Here is a 19,989-nt window from a genome sequence, read left to right on the forward strand (position 1 = left end):
GTATCCTTTCTAAAAATATGCTATAATGTTCTTACTTGTGTTATATTATAACGGTTAGGAGTAACATGGTTAACTATCCTCATCAACTAAGACGGCAGAAGCTTGAAACCAAAGTTGCTAAGGCTAATCTGACTAACTTTGCTAATCGTGGCATGTCCTTTGAAGCAAGTATCAATGCAACAAACGACTATTACCTTGCCCATCATATAGCTGTTATCCATAAAAAGCCTACTCCAGTGCAGATTGTCAAGGTTGACTACCCTAGACGTAGCCGAGCTAAGATTGTTGAAGCCTATTTTAGACAGGCCTCGACAACCGATTACTCGGGGGTCTACAAAGGACTCTATCTTGATTTTGAAGCCAAGGAGACGCGACACAAAACATCCATGCCCATGAAAAACTTCCATTCTCATCAGATTGAACACATGAGGCAGGTTTTAGAGCAAGACGGTATTTGTTTTGTTCTCCTTCACTTTTCTACCCTTAGGGAAACTTATTTCTTACCCGCTCAACACCTGATTGATTTCTATTGTGTTGATGATGGTAAAAAATCAATGCCACTTGATTATATCAAAAAAAATGGTTATCTCGTTGCAAACTCTGCTTTTCCTCAGGTTCCTTACCTTGATATTATTGAAAAAAATTTTAGGCGGTGATTATTATCAACTCGAAATCTATTATCAAAATCTTTAAATATGCTATCGGAGCTATCTTGAGTGTCATCATTTTAGCTGTCGTCCTTGGTGGCCTCTTATTTGCCTTTTATGCCATCACTGCCCCCTCGCTGTCCGAGGACAAGTTGCGGGCAGTCAATTCCAGCCTGGTTTTTGATAGCCAAGGCAATCAAATTGCCGATTTGGGAGCTGAGCAGCGTGAAAGTGTAACTGCCGATAGCATTCCTGTTAACCTGGTGAATGCCATCACATCTATTGAAGATCGCCGCTTCTTTGAACACCGTGGGATTGACATCTTCCGCATCCTGGGCTCTGCTGTTCATAATCTGACTAGCAATACCACCCAAGGCGGCTCAACCCTTGATCAACAGTTGATTAAATTGGCCTATTTCTCTACTGATGAAAAAGACCAAACCATCAAACGTAAGGCCCAAGAAGCCTGGCTTTCCCTCCAAATGGAGCGCAAATACACCAAGCAGGAAATCCTGACCTTCTACATTAATAAGGTCTATATGGGAAATGGCTACTACGGCATGCGAACAGCTGCTAAAAACTACTACGGTAAGGATTTACCTGAGCTCTCCATCGCCCAATTAGCCCTGCTTGCAGGTATTCCACAGGCCCCAAGTCAATATGACCCTTATACCAATGCCGAAGCTGCCAAAGGACGTCGTGATACCGTTCTAGCTCAAATGTATAATTACGGCCGCATTAGTGAAAAAGACTACCAAGAAGCTGTCGCAACACCTGTTGAAGACGGTCTCCAAGCCCTACAAAAGAAAATCAGCTACGAAAAATACTTGGATAACTACCTCAAACAAGTGATTCAAGAGATTCAAGACAAAACTGGTAAAGACATCTTCACCTCTGGCCTAAAAGTTTATACCAATGTCAATGCTGACCTCCAGCGCTACCTCTGGGACGTTTATAACACTTACGATTATATCGCCTATCCAGATGACCAAATGCAGGTAGCCTCTACCATCATGGATGTTACCAATGGACAGGTTATTGCCCAACTGGGGGCACGTAACCAAGACGAAAGTATTTCTTTTGGAACCAACCAAGCCGTGCTTACCGATCGTGACTGGGCCTCTACCATGAAACCCATCACCGACTATGCACCTGCTCTTGATACAGGGGCCTATACCTCAACTGCCCAAGCAACCAATGACTCGGTTTACTTCTGGCCAGGCACTGATATCCAAGTTTATAACTGGGACCGTCAGTACTACGGTTGGATGACCATTCAAACTGCCTTGATGCAGTCGCGTAATATCCCTGCTATCCGTGCCTTAGAAGCTGCTGGCCTTGATCAAGCCCTCAAATTCCTCAACGGACTAGGCATTGATTACCCTGAGCTCCTCTACTCAAATGCCATTTCAAGTAACACTTCCGTTGCTGATCAAAAATATGGTGCAAGTAGTGAAAAAATGGCTGCCGCTTATGCTGCATTTGCTAACGGCGGTACCTATTACAAACCGCAATATGTCAACAAGATTGAATTCAACGATGGCTCCGTAAAAACTTACAAGCCAGAAGGCAATCGGGCCATGAAAGAAACAACAGCCTACATGATGACAGACATGTTGAAAACTGTTCTTTCTTACGGAACAGGTACCGAAGCCGCTATTGGTTACATGCCACAGGCTGGTAAAACAGGAACCTCTAACTATAGTGATGAAGAATTGGACATCATTGCTGCCGAAACAGGACTGTACACGCAAAATGTAGGAACAATCGCTCCCGATTCTAACTTTGTCGGCTACACGTCACAATATTCTATGGCCGTTTGGACAGGTTACAAAAACCGCCTAACACCACTTTACGGTAATGGCTTGAAAATTGCAGCCCAGGTCTATCGCACCGCCATGTCCTACCTAACGGGTGGTTACAGTGATGATTGGGAAATGCCAGCTGGCATGTATCGTAGCGGTGGTATGCTCTATTTGGATGGTTACAATAGTAACAACAAAAACTACTATACCCCACCAAAAGCGAGTCGTTCCAACCATAGTCAACCGACAACTAGCAGCTCCGAAGCTAAAAGCTCTTCTAGTCAGGAAAAAACAAGTTCTTCTGACAACAAGGTTTCCGCTAGTGCCAGCAGTTCAGCCCTTGAATCCTCTACTGAGACGAGCATCAGCAGTAAGGAAACAACGGAGACACCAGCATCTTCAGCTAAACTTGATACCGATGAAGAAACCACTGATTTTGACCCAATCTACTCGTCAACTCCTGCCACAGGAACTGGTGAAGCAGTCAATTCAATCTCCGGTAACACCAGTGTCATAGACAGTGACTAAGCAAGAAAGCCCCAGTTAACCTGGAGCTTTCTTTTTTAGACCACTGTAATATCATTGTCAATAATAACCTTGAGGGCATGATTAGTACCAGCATTCTTAAAGACCTCATAGGCCTTGTCCACTTCCGATAGCTTGAAGTGATGGGTGACCAGTTGAGTGGCGTCAATCTTGCCTGATTTTAAGACATTAAGCAAGGTCTCAGTGGTATTGGCATTAACCAAACCTGTTGAGAGACTAATGTTTTTAATCCATAGGTCTTGTAGCTCAAAACTAACGGGTTTGCCATGAACACCCAGATTAGCAATATGCCCACCGATAGCAACCACTTTTTGACAGATGTCAAAGGTTTCAGGATAGCCGACACACTCCATGGAAACATCAACCCCACGCCCCTCAGTAATGGCATCAATCTCGCCTTTAATTTCTGCCAAATCACTCGAACAAATGGTGTGGGTCGCCCCAAATTTCTTAGCCGCTTCTAATCGAGATTGGGACAAATCAATCATGATAATCTTGGCTGGAGAATAAAATTGAACGGTCAAGAGGGCTGCTAGGCCAACAGGTCCTGCTCCGACGATACAAACACTGTCACCTGGTTTGACATCTGATGCTTGCACGCCAATTTCATAGGAAGTTGGGAAAATATCAGACAGCATGACCAAGCCATCGTCCTCAACTGTTTTCGGAGCATGGTAGAGACTACCGTCCGCATGAGGAATATGAACATATTCAGCCTGGGTACCATTGATGAGGTGACCTAAAATCCACCCCCCACTCTCACAATGAGATGGCAACTGACGTTTACAATAATAGCAAGTATTGCAAGAGGTGATGCAAGACACAATGACCTTGTCGCCCACCTTGAAATTGCTGACCGCAGAACCAACTTCTTCGACAATGCCCAAGCCTTCATGGCCCAAAATGGTACCCGGTTGACAGGCGGGCACATCACCACCCAAAATATGGAGGTCAGTTCCACAAATAGTGGTCTTAACCATACGGACAATGGCATCGGTTGGCTTTTGGATGCTTGGTTTTGGTTGGTCAACCAGTTCTAATTGCCCCTTGGCAAGGTAAGTTGCAGCTTTCATAAGTGCCTCCTCTAATATTGTTATTTCTTTAACAATATTATACTCCTCGAAGTAAGCGGTTGCAAGTATTTTGTTAGTCTTTTAACAAAAAAATCTACCCTAAAGGGTAGATTGCTCTTATTTCCAAAAATCATCAAAGATGGTAATGGGTAAATGACGTTTGTGGGCGGTCTTACGCCACCAGTTTTCAATAATCTCTTGGGCCTGAGGGGAAATGGTTTTGCCTTCCAAATAATCATCAATCTCAGCATAGGTAACCCCTAGAGCCACTTCGTCAGCAAGACCTGGCTTATCCTCTTCTAGGTCAGCAGTCGGAACTTTCTCGTAAAGGGATTTATCCGCTCCCAAAGCCTGTAAGAGTTGCTTGCCCTGCCGCTTGTTAAGACGAAAGAGAGGGAGGATATCTGCCCCACCATCACCAAATTTAGTGAAGAAGCCAGTGATATTTTCCGCTGCATGGTCTGTCCCAATGACTGCCCCCTGATATTGGCCGGCAATGGCGTATTGGCTAATCATCCGCTGGCGGGCCTTGATATTGCCCTTGTTAAAATCAGAAATGCTGACACCAGCACTAGCTAATTCGGCCACCTGGCCATCAACAGCTGCTTTGATATTAACCGTTAACAGTTTATCTGGTTGAATAAAATCCAGAGCTTTTTGGGCATCTGCCTCATCAGCCTGGACCCCATAAGGGAGACGAACCGCGATAAACTGATAATCCTCGGTCTTGGTTTCGGCCCGCATTTCCTCCATGGCTAACTGAGCCAAGCGTCCTGCCAAGGTCGAATCCTGTCCGCCTGAAATCCCCAAAACAAGGGTCTTGAGAAAGGCATGTTTGGTCAAATAAGCTTTCAAAAAATCAATGGAACGACGAATCTCTAGCTCAGGGTCAATCTGAGGCTCAACCCCAAGAGCTTGAATAATTTCTGCTTGTAAACTCATGATACCTCTACCCCCTTACTAAAAGCTTCCTTGCGGACACGGTCAATCAAGTCCATCTTGTTTTTCCAAACATCTCCCGCCAAATCTACGGGATATTCTTGCGGATTGAGTACCCGCTTGTACTCATCCCAAAGGGCATCCAGTTCTTTCTTGGCATAATCTTTAATGGCCGCTAAGCTCGGTAAGTCATAGACCAGTTGTCCCTGATCGTAAATATCCACTAAAAGAGGAACCGCATCAAAATCACGCACCCACTTATTAATGTAAGTATAGGTCGGGTGGAACATGTGAATTTCATCCAGTTGATTAACGTCAATATCGGTAAAGGTAATGTAATCCCCTTCTGACTTGCCCTTGGCACGACTGGTAATCCGCCAAACCTGCTTTTTGCCAGGAGTAGAAACCTTTTCGGCATTGTTAGACAGCTTGATGGTGTCCTGCATGACCCCCTTGTCATCCTCAATAGAAACAATCTTATAAACAGCTCCCAGGGCTGGTTGGTCATAGGCGGTGATGAGTTTTGTGCCTACCCCCCAGACATCAATCTTGGCTTTCTGCATTTTCAAATTGAGAATGGTATTTTCGTCCAAATCATTGGAAGCATAGATTTTAGCCTCTGGGAAGCCAGCCTCGTCCAGTTGTTGACGGACTTTCTTGGACAGATAAGCCATGTCGCCTGAGTCAATCCGCACGCCCTTGAAATTAATCTGATCACCAAATTCCTTGGCCACCTTGATGGCAGCAGGGACACCAAGACGCAGCGTGTCATAGGTATCGACAAGGAAGATACAGTCTTTGTGGGTTTGAGCATAGGCCTTAAAGGCCTCATAGTCATTACCATAAGCCTGAACCAAGGCATGGGCATGAGTGCCTGCAACAGGAATACCAAACAGTTTTCCCGCACGGACATTACTGGTTGCATCTGCGCCACCAATCACTGCTGCCCGACTCCCCCAAAGAGCGGCATCCATCTCTTGAGCACGCCGAGTGCCAAATTCTAACAAGGGTTCATCCTCAATGACGGACTTGATCCGAGCTGCCTTGGTCGCAATTAGGGTTTGGAAATTGATGATATTGAGCAGGGCTGTTTCAATCAACTGACACTGGGCCAGCGGACCTTCCACCTGCACCAAGGGTTCATTGGCAAAGACCAGGTCCCCCTCACGGGCTGATTTGATGGATAAACTAAGCTTAAAGTTTTTCAAGTAAGCCAAATAATCGTCATCGTAACCCAAATCCTTCAAATAGGCCAAGTCTGTTTCCGAAAATTTGAGCTTTTCCAGATACTTGACAATCCGCTCCAGACCAGCAAAAACAGCATAGCCATTGGCAAAAGGCAATTTTCTAAAATAAACTTCAAAAACAGCCTTCTTGTTATGAATCCCTTGCTTAAAGTAAACCTGCATCATATTGATTTGGTACAAATCTGTGTGCAGGGTTAAACTATCATCTGTGTACATGATTACTCACTTCTTTCTTTTTTCCCTACTATTATAGCATAAATTTCCTTGAAAAAGGCCAGTGAGACCGTCTTGGTAGCCGACAGAGCCAGAAAGCCCTTTTTTGTTTCTTGATATCTCTCAGAAACAGAGTTAAACGAACCATAAAGAAGAGAGAAAAACCATCAGCCCAGTGATTCAAGAAGCCAGCCATCTTAGTCATCGCCTCAATAAAAAATTTATTAAGCTGTCCAACCTGTCACGGGATGAGAAAAAATTTTTTATTCTCCTCAGCGACCCCCTAGCTAGCCTTAAAAAAATCTTGCAGGTCACCAATACCAGCTATCTCACCCTAGAAAATTTTATCAATCGGCCAGCCTCTTGATTGGCCTGCCCAATATAAATTTATCTGAAGCAGCCTATCAGGTCTGGCGGACCTACGACCGCTTTCATGTCAAAGATGTCAAACCTAAATTAACGATATATGGTCCTAGCGTCATCTGGTAAGGCTATTCGTTGGGGCCTCAAGAGGACATACAAAAAACAACTATTTCTGATTGAAATAGTTGTTTATTTTTATTCCGCTAAATAGTTATAGACTGAGATACCTGCGGTAGCTCCATCACCAACAGCGGTGGTGATTTGCCGCAAGTTTTTTTGCCGCACATCACCAATGGCAAAAATCCCTGTTCGCTTAGTTGCCATTTGGTCATCTGTTGGAATCCAACCGTCTTGGTCAGTGATGTCTAGACCCGATACCATCTGAGAGACAGGGTCTAGGCCAATGTAGATAAAGACACCGCCAAAGGCATGGTTGCTGACTTCCCCAGTGTTGACATTTTCCACATCAACACTGGTCACTTTGCTACCGTCACCCTTGATTTCCTTGACCACACTGTCCCAGATAAAGTTAATCTTATTATTGGCGAAGGCACGGTCTTGCAGGACTTTCTGAGCACGCAGCTGGTCACGACGGTGAACAATGGTAACACTTTTGGCAAATCGGGTTAAAAAGAGAGCTTCTTCCACCGCTGAATCACCACCACCAACGACCAAAAGGTCTTGGTCACGGAAAAAAGCACCATCACAGACCGCACAGTAGGAAACCCCACGGCTGCTATAGTCAGCTTCGCCAGCCACACCCAACAAGCGGTGCTTGGCTCCAGTCGCAACAATCAGGCTCTTGGTTTCATAAACCTCATCTGCGGTCTTGACTAGCTTGGTCTGACCCTTGTCCTCAACCTCTTCGACAATGCCATAGATATGCTCTACCCCTAATTTTTCTAAGGGTTCAAACATTTTCATGGATAAGTCTGGGCCTGAAATCAACTCAAAGCCTGGGTAGTTTTCAATATCAGCGGTATTGTTCATCTGACCGCCTGGGGCTCCTTGTTCCAAGAGGCCTACTTTCAAGTTACTACGGGCAGCATAGAGGGCTGCGGTCATGCCTGCTGGTCCTGCCCCAATCACTATGGTATCGTACATCATTTCTCCTTTTTAGGCTACTATTGTCCCAACCTTGTCCTAAGCTTTAATCATCAAAATCAAGGCCATAAAGGCAAAGGACAAGATGGGAATGGTAATCAAAGCCATCATCAGGGTGTCATAAAGGGCTGCTTGCCGCTCTTTGAGGGTGGGATCAAGTTTGCGGTGAACCCGATACAGCATCCAGGCAATGGATAGCAAAATGGCAAAGACGATGGCCCACAGAAGGCCTTGCAAATAAAAACTAAAAATATTCATTAACATAGGCTTTAGAGATATTGTTTGTTGTAGGAAGCAAAAAATTCCTTGGTTCTTGCTTCTTTAGGGTGGCGGAAAATCTCTTCTGGGCTCCCTTGCTCCAAGATTTTCCCTTTTTCCAGAAAGAGGACCTTGTCGGCTACCTGATAGACAAAATTCATGTCATGACTAACCAAGACCATGGTCTGACCAGCCTTGGCTGCATCAGCAATGGATTTTTCCACTTCGCCAACTAATTCTGGGTCAAGGGCTGAGGTTGGCTCGTCCAACAAAAGCACATCAGGTTTCATAGCCAAGGCCCTAGCCAAGGCCACCCGCTGTTTTTGGCCCCCTGAAAGATGACGGGGGTAGTGATTTTCACGGTCAGCTAAGCCAACCTTGGCCAACTCTTCCTTGGCAATTTGGGTAGCTTCTTGGTCAGACAGTTTTTTGACAATCTTGAGCCCTTCCTTGACATTATCGAGGGCCGTGCGGCGTTCAAAGAGGTTAAACTGTTGAAACACCATGGCTAATTTTCGCCGAAGAATAAGGACATCCTCCTGACTAATCTTGGTAAAATCAACCTGAAAACCGTCAATGTCAATGATGCCAGAATCGGCTTGTTCTAAATAGTTAAGGCTACGGAGAAAGGTTGATTTACCAGCACCAGAGGCACCGACTAGGGCAACAACCTGTCCTTTTTCAATGTCCAAGTTCAAATTGTCCAAGACTTTTTGACCGGAAAATTCCTTAGTTAGATGAGAAATCTTAATCATGACGGCCTCCTTTGACTTGCTCTGGTGCTGGAATGGCCATTTTCTTCTCCAACAAGCGACCAATATTTTCAATAACGATATTAACCAACCAGTAAATCAGGGCTACGGAAATAAAACGTTCAAAATAACGGTAATCACGCCCACCCAAGATTTGTGCCTGAGCAAACATTTCCACAATCCCTGCGTTAAAGGCTAGTGAGGTTCCCTTGGTCAAGCCAATCAGGGTGTTAATCAGGGTTGGGGTTGCCACCACTGCTGCATTGGGAATGATAACCCGACGATAGATTTGAGCAGAGGTCATGCCCAGACTTTTGGCTGCTTCAATTTCCCCACTATTGACCGCCTGAATAGCTGCCCGGATAGTCTCACTGGTATAGGCTGCCTCATTGAAGGCAAAGGCTGTGATGGCAAAGACCGAAGCAGGAATATTATTGACATTTAAATCCAAACCATACTTTTGGTTGAGGGCCTTGAGCAAGAGGGGAATCCCATAATAACTCAACATCAATTGAACCAAAATAGGGGTTCCGCGTAGGAAACTAACCACCAATGCTTGGATAGGATAGAGGATCTTGGTTCGATTGATTTTGACAATGGCAAAAAACAAGGCTAGGAGCAGACCAAAGACTGCTCCTCCCGCTGTTAACCCTAAGGTGATGGGCATTTGTTCCAAAATGCTAGGAACAGCATCAAAAACTGCTCGCCAGCTAAATAACTGACCGTCTGGCAGGACTGCCACAAAACGTCCGTACCAGCCTGTCGTTGCTAATGTATTCATAATCTTCCTTTATTTTTCTGATAGGAGCGAGACAAAATCGCCACCAAAGTATTTCTCACTGAGTTTTTTCAAAGTACCGTCTTTTTCCAGGCTAGTCAAACGCTTATTAACAAAGGCTTGGAGTTTCTTGCCCTCCTTGCCCTTAGCAAACAAGAAGTATTCCAGACCATCCTTGTCTTCACCAACCTGGTCAGTCAAGGGTTGGATGTCCACTTGAATGCCCTGTTCCTGGCTAATGGTCTTTAGGGAAATCGCATCAAAAAAGATAAAATCACTCTTGCCTGACTCTACCTCCTGCAAGCGTTGGGCTAAGGGAACTGAATTGGCCACATAGTTGATGGCAATTGGTTCTTTGGCTGGATTAGCTTGATTCCAGTTTTCCAAAACCTGAGTATAGCTAGCTCCCGCGTAGGCAGAGGTCTTCTTGCCCGATAAATCAGCTAACTGCTTGTAGCCCTTTTGACTAGCAATGGCATAATTTGACTGGGAAATGGGCTGAGAGTAAAGATACTTGCTAGCCCGCTCAGCACTGTAATTAAAGTTATTGGCAGCGATCTGGTAGCGTCCAGCATCCAAACCCGTCAAGATAGAGGCGAAGGGCACCGTTTCAAAAGTCAACTGATAATCCTTGCTATTTTGAAAGACAGCTCGTAAGACATCAATATCATAGCCCGTAAACCGGTTTTTATCCTTGTAGGTAAAAGGAGCGGTGTCCGAATCCGTTGCCACACGGACCTTGGTCTTAGCCGATACGGTCAATTGGCAACACAAGCTCACCCCCACTAGGGTCATCAGTAACGCTAATTTAAAGAACTTGTTTGTCATCGTTTTTCCTCCTTTTTTAATTGCTCCTAGTATAACATAAGAAAGACAGCTTGCCTAATAACAATTTTCTATGGAGGTGATAAGTATTTATTATCAATTAGTGATACTCTTAAAAGCTCTGCTTTTTAGCCTTACGCTCAGCACGGCCCTTGGCCCGCAATTCCGCCCGTTTTTCCTTACGTCGCTTTTCATTAACGGCCCATTGAATTTTCTTCTTGTAGCCGGGCTTGATTTTTTTCTTTTTCTTCTTAACCAAGCCAATCATCTCCGTGTCCAGTTTTTGCTGGCTTTTCTCACGATTAAGGCGACGATCGCGGTCGTAGGTGTCCTGAAGTTCACCGTGTTTCAAGACTTTGGGCACAAAGCTAATGCCTAATTTTTCCAACTCTCGAATATCAGAGTCATCACTTGGCTTATAAAGGGTAATGGCTGTGCCACTAAGGCCATTGCGGCCTGTTCGACCAACACGATGGACAAAAAAGCTCAAGTCTTGAGGAATTTCATCATTGATGACATGACTGACGCCCTCAATATCAATGCCTCGTGCTGCCAAGTCTGTCGCTACGATGTACTGATAGTCTAAATTTTTGACCTGGTTCATGATACGCTTACGTTCACGGGGTGGCACATTCCCATGAATTTTAGCCACCTTCAAGCCATTGGCTACCAAGTACTGGTGTAACTCTTCTGCCCGTGTCTTGGTATTGACAAAAATCATGGCCAAATAGGGCTGCATGCCCTGAATCATTTCTAAAATCTGACCATTCTTATCCCGACCCTTGGTGGATACCAGCCAATTGTCAATGGTATCGGCAATCACCGTCTGGGTTTTGATTTTTTCCATCATGGGATTGGTCAGGTATTTTTTCAAGAAAGGCTGTAATTTTTGCGGAATGGTCGCTGAAAAGACCAAGATCTGCACATCCTTAGCCAGGCGAGCAGCAATGCGGTCAACCGTGTCCAAAAAGCCCATGTCCAAGGTCATATCCGCCTCATCAACCACAAAAGTCTTAGCCTTATGAATGTCCAAATCACCTGACTGAACCAAATCATAGATTCGACCTGGTGTCCCAACCACAAGATGGGGCTGATGGGTCTTGAGACGCTCAATCTGTCGTTGCTTGTCTGTCCCTCCCACATAATTGGCCAAGCGAATCTCCTGCTCGGAAAAAGAAGCGAGTTGCTGACAGGCCTTGTAAATCTGCGTGGCTAACTCACGAGATGGGGCAGTGATAACAGCCTGCACCTGCTGGCTTGTCTCATCTAATTGCTGAAAAATCGGTAGCAAAAAGGTATGGGTTTTCCCTGACCCTGTTTTTGACTCACCAACAATATCTCTTCCTGATAAGACAAGAGGAATCAGTTTTTCCTGTACAGGTGTTGGTTGGATAAATTTCAGGTCTGCCAAAGCTGCCTGTATAGATGGTTTAAAATTAAAATCTGTAAAGTTCATACCTTTTATTATAACAAAAAAGCCAATAAGAAGAAACTCTGACTATCTCTTGACCACAAATAAAAAGAAGGACCACAGTCCCTCTTTCTCACAGATATAGAATCAGCAAAGTTAGGGCACTCATCAGCAGCCCAACCAACCAAAAGAAGATATCTACCTTCCACTCACTCCAGACCTGACCCCGACCGGTAAAGCCACCTAATTCAAAATGGTGATGGAGCGGGGTCATACGGAAAATCCGACGACCCTCACCATATTTTTTCTTGGTGTATTTGAAATAGGCCACCTGCAGCATGACCGAGCTGGTTTCACAGACATAAACAAAACCAATCAAGAGCAAGGTCCATTCCTGATGGAGAGCAATGGAAATGGTGGCTAGCAAGGCTCCTAGGGCAAGGCTACCCACATCCCCCATAAAAATTTTAGCTGGTTTTTTATTGTAAAGAAAGAAACCAAGCAGACCACCAATGGTACTAACAATCAGGAGCAAGACATCATATTGCTTTTGCACTAGGGCAATGATGCCATAAGCTGTCAGGCTAATCACCACTGAAATAGAGGCTAAACCGTCCAGACCGTCTGTCAGATTGACTGCATTAGAAAAGCCGACAATCCAAAACAGAACAAAGCCTAAATAGAAAATCCCTAAATTCAAGTCCAACCCAAAGAGGTTTAAAGAGGTCGCTCCACTAGGCTGACTATAGGCAAAGTAAAAAATTAGGCCTGCCAGAATCTGAGCTGACATTTTTTGGCTTGGGGTAAGGCCCTCATTGATTTTTTTAAAAATCTTGAGAAAGTCATCAAGAAAACCAATGCCGCCATAAATCAGCACTACAGATAAAATCGCTAGTCCTGGAGCCCATTGACTAGGCAGGGTGGTCAGTAAAAGAGCTAACAAACTAACCACTACTGAAACAGAGAGAAACACAAAGCCTCCCATGGTTGGTGTGCCAGCCTTGGCCATGTGCTGCTTGACATCTTCATGCATTTGTTGCCCACCAATTTTTTTCCTTTGGAAAAAGGTCATAAAATGTGGAATGAGAAAGACTGTCAAGGCAAAGCTTATGCCACCAGCCATTAAACTTACAAACATGTTAATCTCCTAACGTTACACTTATTTTTTTCAATTTATTAATTGATGTTCCAGCATCAATGTTTTGCTGGATAACCTTGCCTGAGGACGATCCCTTGAAGCTGACTTCAACACCCATCCATTTGGCAAATACCTCTACATTTTTCTTGGTCCAGCCATACATGTCAGGGACATTTTCCAAATTACTGGTCAATATTAAAATCTGTTGATTTTCTTTTAGGTCACTACCTGGCTTGACCGAAAGTTTACTAATCTTACTTCCTGACCCCAAAACAACTGGGTGCACAAGGTTGCGACGAAGCTCATCTGCCGTATCCCCTGGACTTTCGCCCAATACATCTGGCAATTGATAAGGACTTGATGTTTTCGATGGATTTTCAACCGGACTGAGAACTGTGTCCTTCATCAGAATAGCTTCTTCAAGAACAGGATTGACCACATCTTTCCAAAATAGGCCTGACCACTCTTGTGGTTGCTGCAAGGTAACATACATGATAAAGTCAGGGTTATCTGACGGTACCATGGCCACAACGGAATAAATATAGTCCCGTGGTCCTGTCAAATAACCAGAGCCATCTTCGGCAGCGATTTGGGCGGTTCCTGACTTAACTGCTACTGACTGATTATTGGCTTGGATAATCGGTCCCTCTGTTTTAGAGTAAAGGGTTCCGAAATTCGGATCAGTACCAACGGTTACCATATAATCACGGGTTTGGCTGGCTGCTTGCTTGGAAACTGGATGACCGACTTCTTCTTTTTGACTGACCCGTGAACTATCCGTATTAGGGTCATAAATCCGACTAATAAACTGGGGCTCTAGCATCACCCCATCGTTTGAGATAGCTGTAAAGGCTCGAAGCATTTGGGTTTGGGTCACAGCAATCCCCTGCCCAAAAGAACTCATGGCAATGCTGACAATATTGTCAGCTGGCATTAAACCAGTCGCCTCATTCCCCATCCCAAAACGTGTTGGGAAACCAAAACGAAACTTAGCCAGATAATTAAGCCATTTGTCCTCACCCATTTTCTGCTCAAGCAAAGTCATCCCGATATTACTAGAGTAGGCAAAACCTTGGGCAAAGGACATGTAGCCCCCTGTTGACGTTCCATCATTGACCGACCAGTCTCGGATAGTAGCATCAATCAAGGTCAGACTACTATTATTGTAAATCTCATTGGGATTAAAGACCCCTGCATCAATTGAGGAGGCGAGAGTCATCACCTTCAAGGTTGAACCCGGTTCATAGTTGGTCTGATAGAGAGCACTACGCCAGGTAAAATCTTCTGTCAAGCCTTCCTTGGTATCTGCATTAAATGTTGGCCGTTGAGTGGTGGCTAAAATTTCACCCGTCTTTGCATTAACCAGGGTAGCACTAGCCTGGACACCTCTGGCCTTGGATTGAAAAACATCCATTTGCGTTTCCAAATAGCGCTGGATGGGCTCCGATAAGGTGGTGTAGATGTCCTTACCATTGATAGCCTTGCTCACCTGAACACCTGTTCCCAATAGGGTATTCCCATTTTTATCCTTTTGATAGGTAATTTTACCATCCGTTCCTGATAAAATATCATTGAAGGCAGCTTCCAACCCAGTTGTACCAACCAGGTGCTTGTTCCCGTCTTTATCTTCCTGGGTTTGGGCTAGACCAATAAATTGAGAAGCAAAGGTTCCGTTGGGGTACATACGGCTCGTACTTGTTTCAAAAGCAATCCCTTTAACCCCTGCTGATTCGGCTGCCTTTTTGATATTACTCATGGTGCTATAGGTTAAGTTGCCCCCTTTGACCCCGAAGTAAACCTGAGTCAGACCCTCTTGCGATAGTTGTTTTAACACATAGTCCTTTTCCAACTTGAGGTATTTTTTAAAAATATCCGCCACCTGGCCATACTGGTCAGCCTTGACAAACAACTCCTCACCAGTAGCCGTCACGTAATTTTTGTCAATAATGGCATAGACGCTGTAGGTCGTAGAATCCTCAGCAATCACATTACCATTGCGATCATAGATGGTTCCCCGCCTAGCGGCTACCGTCTGCGTGCGCTGGTAGACTTGCTTCGCTCCTTCAGACAAATCCACACCAAACTTCTTATCTGTCCCAATGATAATAACAAAGTTAATCATAAAGATAAAGAAGAAAAAGATGGACAAGAGCATCAAGTTTTGCCCTACCCGAACACGATTTTCAGCTGGTCTTCGGCGATCAGTCAACACATACTGTAAAAAATAATCCGTGAATTTTCTCATTCTTCCGCGTCCACCTTACCAATATTATCGTGCTGGATACTAAGACCGGCCTCTGTCGCTATCTTGGCAATGCGGTCAAAACGATTTAATTCATTGACCTCCTGCTTGGCATCATTGAGTTCCGTTTCCTTCTCGCTGATTTTATTATTCAAGCTAGTGACTTCCTGTTGAACCTGCAACATTCTGGTTTGGAGGTAAACAATGCTGATGGCCATGGTAACCGCTGTGACCACAAGGGCACCATAAAAAGCCTTCTCAATTCTAGACAAGGTCCTAATATGATCTTGAAGCACCTGTGATAAGGCTTCCTGTCGTTTTTCTTTTGACATAGCTGTTATTTCCTAATTCTCTTAATGACACGGAGCTTAGCAGAATGAGCCCGATTATTTTGGTCCAGTTCCTCTAGGCTTGGCAGAATAGGCTTACGAGTAACCAGTTCATATTGAGCCTCCAAGTTTTCAGGCACAAAGGGAAGTCCCTTAGGAACCTGGACTGTGCTGACCTCTTTGAAAAGCTGCTTGGTCAAACGATCTTCCAAAGAATGAAAGGTAATCACTGACATTCGCCCATCCACTGCCAATAGCCTTAAGGCCTCTTGCAAGGAAGCTTCCGCTGCTCCTAACTCATCATTGACTTCAATCCGGATAGCTTGAAAGATTTGTTTGGCCGGATGTCCCTTCTTTTTTAGTTCTTTGGCTGGCTTGGCTGCCTTTATCACCTCTGCTAATTCAGTCGTTGTTTCAATGGGCGTGACTGCTCGAGCTTGCTCGATTTTTCTGGCCACTTGCTTGGCAAATTTATCCTCACCATAGCGGAAAAAAATCCGCACCAAATCATGGTAATCATAGTGATTGACCACCTCATACGCTGTTAGACTCGCCTCTTGATTCATCCGCATATCTAAAGGCGCATCTTGCTTATAAGAAAAGCCACGCTCTTTTTGGTCTAATTGTGGGCTAGACACTCCCAAGTCATAGATAATGCCATCAATTTCCTCTACCCCATAACGAGCGAGATTGGCTGCTAAATGTCTAAAATTATCCTTGATAAAGGTTACTTGGCCCTTCGCGACATAGTCTTTTAAGCGTTCCTTAGCATGATCAATAGCGGTTTGGTCCTGATCAAAACAGTAGAGATGCCCCTGGTCGCCGAGTTGCGACAAGAGATAGGCACTGTGGCCTGCTCCACCGAGGGTGGCATCAACATAAATCCCGTCTGGTTTAATGGCTAACTGATCAACTGTTTCGTGCAAAAGAACCGTTACATGATGAAAATTTTTAGTCATAGACATATTTTAACATATTTTACCTATTTTATAAATTAAAAGGAAGTCTCTTTCTTAATCTGCAACTTATCAGCCAAGACAACTAAAAAATTCTCCAAATCCTAAGATTTGGAGAATTTTCTTACGCTATTCCTTAACAAAGCTTACTCTGCTGGACTTGATGATGTTTCAATCACTTCATTGTTAGCTGCATTGAGGATATAGTGGTATCTCACACCATTGCTGACAAAGTCAACATCCACTTGTTTTGTGCCGTCTTCTTCATCTTGTTCAAGACCAAGAAGAGTTGCATCTTCAACTGCTACACCGGCATCGGCAGCTGCTGCAGCAAGAATTTTTTCTTGTTGAGCTGCTGATAGGCTACTTGTTGCGGTGTCTGAATCCTCTGCATCTGATTCACTTGACTCATCTGCTGATTCTGAACCTTTTTCAATGATTTCACCACTGTCTGCATTTAGGGTGTACTCGTATTCTTTACCTTGGCTAGTAAATTCAACCTTAACTTGGTTAACACCGTCAACACTTGTCTCTGTAACTGCTGTAACCGTCGCATCTTCTGCAGCCACACCGGCATCAGCCAGGGCTGCGGCAATCGCATCATCTTGGCTCAGAGGACCGCTAACTGAACCATCAGTGCTTGAAGACTTAGCACTTGATGAAGCAGATGATCCTGAAGAAGAAGCTTCAGATGTCCCTTTTTTGTCAGAAGCTGAAGCGCTAGCAGATGAAGACGTCTTATCTGCCGAACTGTTTGACGCAGTTTCTTTGGTGCTTGAACTATTTGAAACAGTTGCTGAATTATTCGAATTCAAAACAGCATTAGCACAGGTCGAAAGACCAAGGATAGATAGCAGGGCAATTGCAGCAGCAATTAATATTTTTTTGATTTTCATGTGAATTTCTCCTTTTTATTACTTTTCTATTCTATGCTAAGACACTAAGACTGTCAAGCAATTTGACCTGATAAAATAAAAGAAACAGAATTTATTCCCAAACAGAGAAAAGACAAACCTCAAGTAGGGTTTGTCTTCCAGTCAACTGCTCATGAAAAATAGCAACACTTTTAATCTTGGTCCGTCAAGGAACGACCATGAAGCCCTTTCTCTCGCTGAATTTGCTTGAGTTTTTCTGGGGTAACGTCATTGCCTTCTTCGTCAACAATTTTAAGGCCTTCAATGTGACTACGGACAGCCCGACGATAGCCTTCAATGTATTCTTCCCGCAAAGCTTTTTGTTCTAGTAATTCGGCCTCAGTCAAGCCAGTTGATTTTTTCTTGCGGGCCAGTTCATTAATTCGATCAATTTTTGCTTGTTCCATAAGATCTCCTATTTGGTTTGTAGTTGGTTAAAGATGGCAAATTGTCCTGCTTGATCCGCCAAAGAAGCAAGCAAGGCCAAACGGTTATTTTTCACCGCCTGGTCATCAACCATGACCATGGTATTGTCAAAGAAATCCGCAATGACTGGGCTAAGGGCAAAGAGCTGATCCAAACTAGCAGGCAAGGACTGGGTCAAGTCTAAACGGCTAATGGCCTGATAGAATTTGCTTTCAGCTAGATTATCAAACAAGCTATCATCAACTGTTCTTGTTTCTGCTTTTTCCGCTAAATTAAAGACTCGGGCCAGATTTTCCACTGCCACCTTATAACCTTCTGTTTGAGCTTGCTTGGTCAACCACTTAGCTGTCGCTAAGAGCTGAGGCACCTGCCAAGTCGTGCTTGCCAAAACAGCTGTCCGGATATCCTTGGCCATCTGATCATCAGCTAGCATTTTATCCAAACGCGCTTGAATAAAGGTCAAGACCTCCGCTTGATTATTATAAGCTAGGCTTGCGAGATCATAGACTTGTGCCAAAAGGTCTTTCAAATCTAGTGGCCAAGCCCGCTCTTCCAAAATCCTTACCAGACCTTGGGCAGCACGGCGAAGGGCATATGGGTCATTGGAACCACTTGGAATCAAGCTAACACTAAAGAAGGAAAGCAGGGTATCCAGCTTGTCCGCAAAAGCGAGAATTGCTCCAACCTGGCTTTCTGGCAAAGCCCCTTCACTGCTGCTTGGCAAATAATGCTCACGAATGGCAGTTGCCACGCCACTGCTTTCACCTGCTAGGCGGGCATATTTTTCACCCATGACGCCTTGTAACTCATCAAATTCTCCCACCATCCCCGTCAAGAGGTCAAATTTATAAATAGTTGCTGCACGCTCTAAATCAGCCAAGTCGCTGGCAGACAGGTCTAGCTGCTGGGCAAGGTAGAGAGCAATCTCTTTGGTCCGCTTCATGTGGTCAGCTAAAGAGCCAATTTTCTCATGGAAGGTCACATGTTCTAGCTTGGTTACCAAGTCAGTAATCTCTAACTTCTGGTCTTCACGCCAGAAGAATTCGGCATCTTCCAAGCGTGCCAAGAGCACCTTTTGATTGCCTTTGATGACATTTTCTAAGTGTTGGTCATTACCATTGTGAACAGAAACAAAGGCGGGTAAGAGTTGGCCTGCTTGGTCACGGACAACAAAGTAGCGTTGGTGATTTTTCATGGAGGTAATCAAGACTTCTTCTGGAACCTCTAGGTATTTGGCATCAAATTGTCCCAAGAAAGCAGTTGGGTATTCAACCAAGTTCAACACCTCATTTAGTAGGTCTGGGTCAATCTCCACTTGAATGCCATGTTTTTCTTCCAAGGCCTTAATCTGCTCGACAATCATTTGCTGACGCTGGGTTGGATTTGCCACAACAAAGACTGAGGCTAAATCTGCTTCATAGCTATCCGCACTAGCGATTTCCACATCATGACCAAGGAAACGGTGGCCACGACTAAGTCGGTTGCTTTGAACACCAAACAGCTCTAAGTCTAACAGGTCATCATCTAAGAGAACTGTTACGGTGTGCACTGGGCGGATATAGCTGGCCTTGTTACTTGCCCAACGCATGCTCACCGGGAAGGTCATGCCGGTCAAGACTGGTGCAAGATTTGCTAAAACTTCCTTGACTGGCTTACCACTCTCTTGCTTGGTCACATAGACATATTCCTCGCCCTTGATTTCCTCAAAGCGAATGTCGGCTGTCGTCAAGCCTTTGCCACGGACAAAGCCTTCCGCAGCCTTGGTGAAATTCCCATCTGCATCTAGGGCAATTTTTTTAGCTGGCCCTTTGAAATCCTCGGTTAAATCCGTCTGTTGGTCAGCCAAACCTCGCACACAAACCGCCAAGCGACGGGGAGTTGAAAAGGTCTCGATTTCTTGAAACTCTAGCCGATGTTCCTGTAAAAAGTTGGCCATTCGGTCACGCAACTGCTCCATGCTGGGAGTGACCACATAGGCTGGCAATTCTTCCAAGCCAAGTTCTACTAATAAATTCTTTACCAT

Annotated in this window: 18 protein-coding genes and 1 pseudogene; 3 read left to right on the forward strand and 16 right to left on the reverse strand. The window is 44.6% G+C overall.

Features of this window, described 5'->3' with window-relative positions; translation table 11 throughout:
* Positions 1 to 65 precede the first annotated feature (65 nt).
* Both recU and pbp1a read left to right on the forward strand, forming a co-directional pair.
* A pseudogene (gene recU / locus FRX57_RS04070) lies at positions 66 to 693 on the forward strand (Holliday junction resolvase RecU).
* Positions 653 to 2,980: a penicillin-binding protein PBP1A gene (gene pbp1a, locus FRX57_RS04075; RefSeq protein WP_146566964.1), complete on the forward strand. Its 2,328-nt coding sequence runs from the start codon at positions 653 to 655 to the stop codon at positions 2,978 to 2,980. Before recU ends, pbp1a begins: the two are co-directional and overlap by 41 nt.
* Positions 2,981 to 3,015: 35 nt before the next feature.
* Here pbp1a and FRX57_RS04080 read toward each other — a convergent pair whose 3' ends face one another.
* The 3 genes from FRX57_RS04080 to FRX57_RS04090 all read right to left on the reverse strand — a co-directional run bounded on the left by FRX57_RS04080 (position 3,016) and on the right by FRX57_RS04090 (position 6,473).
* Complete coding sequence (locus FRX57_RS04080) at positions 3,016 to 4,071, reverse strand: zinc-dependent alcohol dehydrogenase family protein (protein ID WP_146566966.1); 1,056 nt, start codon at positions 4,069 to 4,071, stop codon at positions 3,016 to 3,018.
* 117 nt (positions 4,072 to 4,188) lie between these two features.
* A complete protein-coding gene (gene nadE, locus FRX57_RS04085) occupies positions 4,189 to 5,013 on the reverse strand; it encodes an ammonia-dependent NAD(+) synthetase (RefSeq protein ID WP_146566968.1) in 825 nt (274 codons plus the stop codon).
* Positions 5,010 to 6,473: a nicotinate phosphoribosyltransferase gene (locus FRX57_RS04090; RefSeq protein ID WP_146566970.1), complete on the reverse strand. Its 1,464-nt coding sequence runs from the start codon at positions 6,471 to 6,473 to the stop codon at positions 5,010 to 5,012. Before FRX57_RS04090 ends, nadE begins: the two co-directional genes overlap by 4 nt.
* A gap of 172 nt (positions 6,474 to 6,645) precedes the next feature.
* On the opposite strand from FRX57_RS04090, the gene FRX57_RS04095 reads away from it, so the two are divergent.
* On the forward strand, positions 6,646 to 6,837 hold the full coding sequence (locus FRX57_RS04095) for a hypothetical protein (protein ID WP_146566972.1): 192 nt from the start codon (positions 6,646 to 6,648) through the stop codon (positions 6,835 to 6,837).
* Positions 6,838 to 7,028: 191 nt separating this feature from the next.
* On the opposite strand, the gene trxB is transcribed toward FRX57_RS04095, so the two are convergent.
* The 13 genes from trxB to glyS form a co-directional block, all read right to left on the reverse strand.
* On the reverse strand, positions 7,029 to 7,940 hold the full coding sequence (trxB, locus tag FRX57_RS04100) for a thioredoxin-disulfide reductase (protein ID WP_186600824.1): 912 nt from the start codon (positions 7,938 to 7,940) through the stop codon (positions 7,029 to 7,031).
* Between the two features lie 36 nt (positions 7,941 to 7,976).
* The gene (locus FRX57_RS04105; protein ID WP_146566976.1) at positions 7,977 to 8,201 is read right to left on the reverse strand and encodes a DUF4059 family protein; all 225 of its coding nucleotides are present in this window, start codon (positions 8,199 to 8,201) and stop codon (positions 7,977 to 7,979) included.
* 5 nt (positions 8,202 to 8,206) lie between these two features.
* A complete protein-coding gene (locus FRX57_RS04110) occupies positions 8,207 to 8,950 on the reverse strand; it encodes an amino acid ABC transporter ATP-binding protein (protein WP_146566978.1) in 744 nt (247 codons plus the stop codon).
* Positions 8,943 to 9,731 carry an amino acid ABC transporter permease gene (locus tag FRX57_RS04115; protein ID WP_425472613.1) on the reverse strand — a complete coding sequence of 263 codons (789 nt, stop codon included), beginning with the start codon at positions 9,729 to 9,731 and terminating at the stop codon, positions 8,943 to 8,945. Before FRX57_RS04115 ends, FRX57_RS04110 begins: the two co-directional genes overlap by 8 nt.
* 6 nt (positions 9,732 to 9,737) lie before the next feature.
* Positions 9,738 to 10,553: a transporter substrate-binding domain-containing protein gene (locus FRX57_RS04120; RefSeq protein ID WP_146566982.1), complete on the reverse strand. Its 816-nt coding sequence runs from the start codon at positions 10,551 to 10,553 to the stop codon at positions 9,738 to 9,740.
* Between the two features lie 109 nt (positions 10,554 to 10,662).
* A complete protein-coding gene (locus FRX57_RS04125; RefSeq protein WP_146566984.1) occupies positions 10,663 to 12,006 on the reverse strand; it encodes a DEAD/DEAH box helicase in 1,344 nt (447 codons plus the stop codon).
* 88 nt (positions 12,007 to 12,094) lie between these two features.
* Complete coding sequence (gene mraY / locus FRX57_RS04130) at positions 12,095 to 13,099, reverse strand: phospho-N-acetylmuramoyl-pentapeptide-transferase (RefSeq protein ID WP_146566986.1); 1,005 nt, start codon at positions 13,097 to 13,099, stop codon at positions 12,095 to 12,097.
* A gap of 1 nt (position 13,100) precedes the next feature.
* On the reverse strand, positions 13,101 to 15,344 hold the full coding sequence (pbp2x, locus tag FRX57_RS04135; RefSeq protein WP_146566988.1) for a penicillin-binding protein PBP2X: 2,244 nt from the start codon (positions 15,342 to 15,344) through the stop codon (positions 13,101 to 13,103).
* On the reverse strand, positions 15,341 to 15,673 hold the full coding sequence (gene ftsL, locus FRX57_RS04140; protein ID WP_146566990.1) for a cell division protein FtsL: 333 nt from the start codon (positions 15,671 to 15,673) through the stop codon (positions 15,341 to 15,343). The genes pbp2x and ftsL overlap by 4 nt, the downstream gene beginning before the upstream one ends.
* 5 nt (positions 15,674 to 15,678) lie before the next feature.
* Positions 15,679 to 16,629, reverse strand: a complete 951-nt coding sequence (rsmH, locus tag FRX57_RS04145) for a 16S rRNA (cytosine(1402)-N(4))-methyltransferase RsmH (protein ID WP_146566992.1) — start codon at positions 16,627 to 16,629, stop codon at positions 15,679 to 15,681.
* Between the two features lie 143 nt (positions 16,630 to 16,772).
* Positions 16,773 to 17,522, reverse strand: a complete 750-nt coding sequence (locus FRX57_RS04150) for a PepSY domain-containing protein (protein WP_146566994.1) — start codon at positions 17,520 to 17,522, stop codon at positions 16,773 to 16,775.
* A 170-nt stretch (positions 17,523 to 17,692) separates the two neighbouring features.
* Positions 17,693 to 17,947: a DUF896 family protein gene (locus FRX57_RS04155; protein ID WP_146566996.1), complete on the reverse strand. Its 255-nt coding sequence runs from the start codon at positions 17,945 to 17,947 to the stop codon at positions 17,693 to 17,695.
* 8 nt (positions 17,948 to 17,955) lie between these two features.
* Positions 17,956 to 19,989, reverse strand: a complete 2,034-nt coding sequence (glyS, locus tag FRX57_RS04160; protein ID WP_146566998.1) for a glycine--tRNA ligase subunit beta — start codon at positions 19,987 to 19,989, stop codon at positions 17,956 to 17,958.

This window comes from Streptococcus cuniculipharyngis (assembly GCF_007859195.1).
Classification (GTDB): domain Bacteria; phylum Bacillota; class Bacilli; order Lactobacillales; family Streptococcaceae; genus Streptococcus; species Streptococcus cuniculipharyngis.

What these genes read in the sequence shown, in the direction of transcription:
- mraY (WP_146566986.1), bottom strand. Translation starts at nt 13,099, where the DNA reads ATGTTTGTAAGTTTAATGGCTGGTGGCATAAGCTTTGCCTTGACAGTC.
- FRX57_RS04155 (WP_146566996.1), bottom strand. Translation starts at nt 17,947, where the DNA reads ATGGAACAAGCAAAAATTGATCGAATTAATGAACTGGCCCGCAAGAAA.
- FRX57_RS04105 (WP_146566976.1), bottom strand. Translation starts at nt 8,201, where the DNA reads ATGTTAATGAATATTTTTAGTTTTTATTTGCAAGGCCTTCTGTGGGCC.
- FRX57_RS04090 (WP_146566970.1), bottom strand. Translation starts at nt 6,473, where the DNA reads ATGTACACAGATGATAGTTTAACCCTGCACACAGATTTGTACCAAATC.
- FRX57_RS04125 (WP_146566984.1), bottom strand. Translation starts at nt 12,006, where the DNA reads ATGAACTTTACAGATTTTAATTTTAAACCATCTATACAGGCAGCTTTG.
- FRX57_RS04150 (WP_146566994.1), bottom strand. Translation starts at nt 17,522, where the DNA reads ATGAAAATCAAAAAAATATTAATTGCTGCTGCAATTGCCCTGCTATCT.
- FRX57_RS04120 (WP_146566982.1), bottom strand. Translation starts at nt 10,553, where the DNA reads ATGACAAACAAGTTCTTTAAATTAGCGTTACTGATGACCCTAGTGGGG.
- glyS (WP_146566998.1), bottom strand. Translation starts at nt 19,989, where the DNA reads ATGGTAAAGAATTTATTAGTAGAACTTGGCTTGGAAGAATTGCCAGCC.
- trxB (WP_186600824.1), bottom strand. Translation starts at nt 7,940, where the DNA reads ATGATGTACGATACCATAGTGATTGGGGCAGGACCAGCAGGCATGACC.
- FRX57_RS04080 (WP_146566966.1), bottom strand. Translation starts at nt 4,071, where the DNA reads ATGAAAGCTGCAACTTACCTTGCCAAGGGGCAATTAGAACTGGTTGAC.
- ftsL (WP_146566990.1), bottom strand. Translation starts at nt 15,673, where the DNA reads ATGTCAAAAGAAAAACGACAGGAAGCCTTATCACAGGTGCTTCAAGAT.
- rsmH (WP_146566992.1), bottom strand. Translation starts at nt 16,629, where the DNA reads ATGACTAAAAATTTTCATCATGTAACGGTTCTTTTGCACGAAACAGTT.
- FRX57_RS04110 (WP_146566978.1), bottom strand. Translation starts at nt 8,950, where the DNA reads ATGATTAAGATTTCTCATCTAACTAAGGAATTTTCCGGTCAAAAAGTC.
- pbp2x (WP_146566988.1), bottom strand. Translation starts at nt 15,344, where the DNA reads ATGAGAAAATTCACGGATTATTTTTTACAGTATGTGTTGACTGATCGC.
- nadE (WP_146566968.1), bottom strand. Translation starts at nt 5,013, where the DNA reads ATGAGTTTACAAGCAGAAATTATTCAAGCTCTTGGGGTTGAGCCTCAG.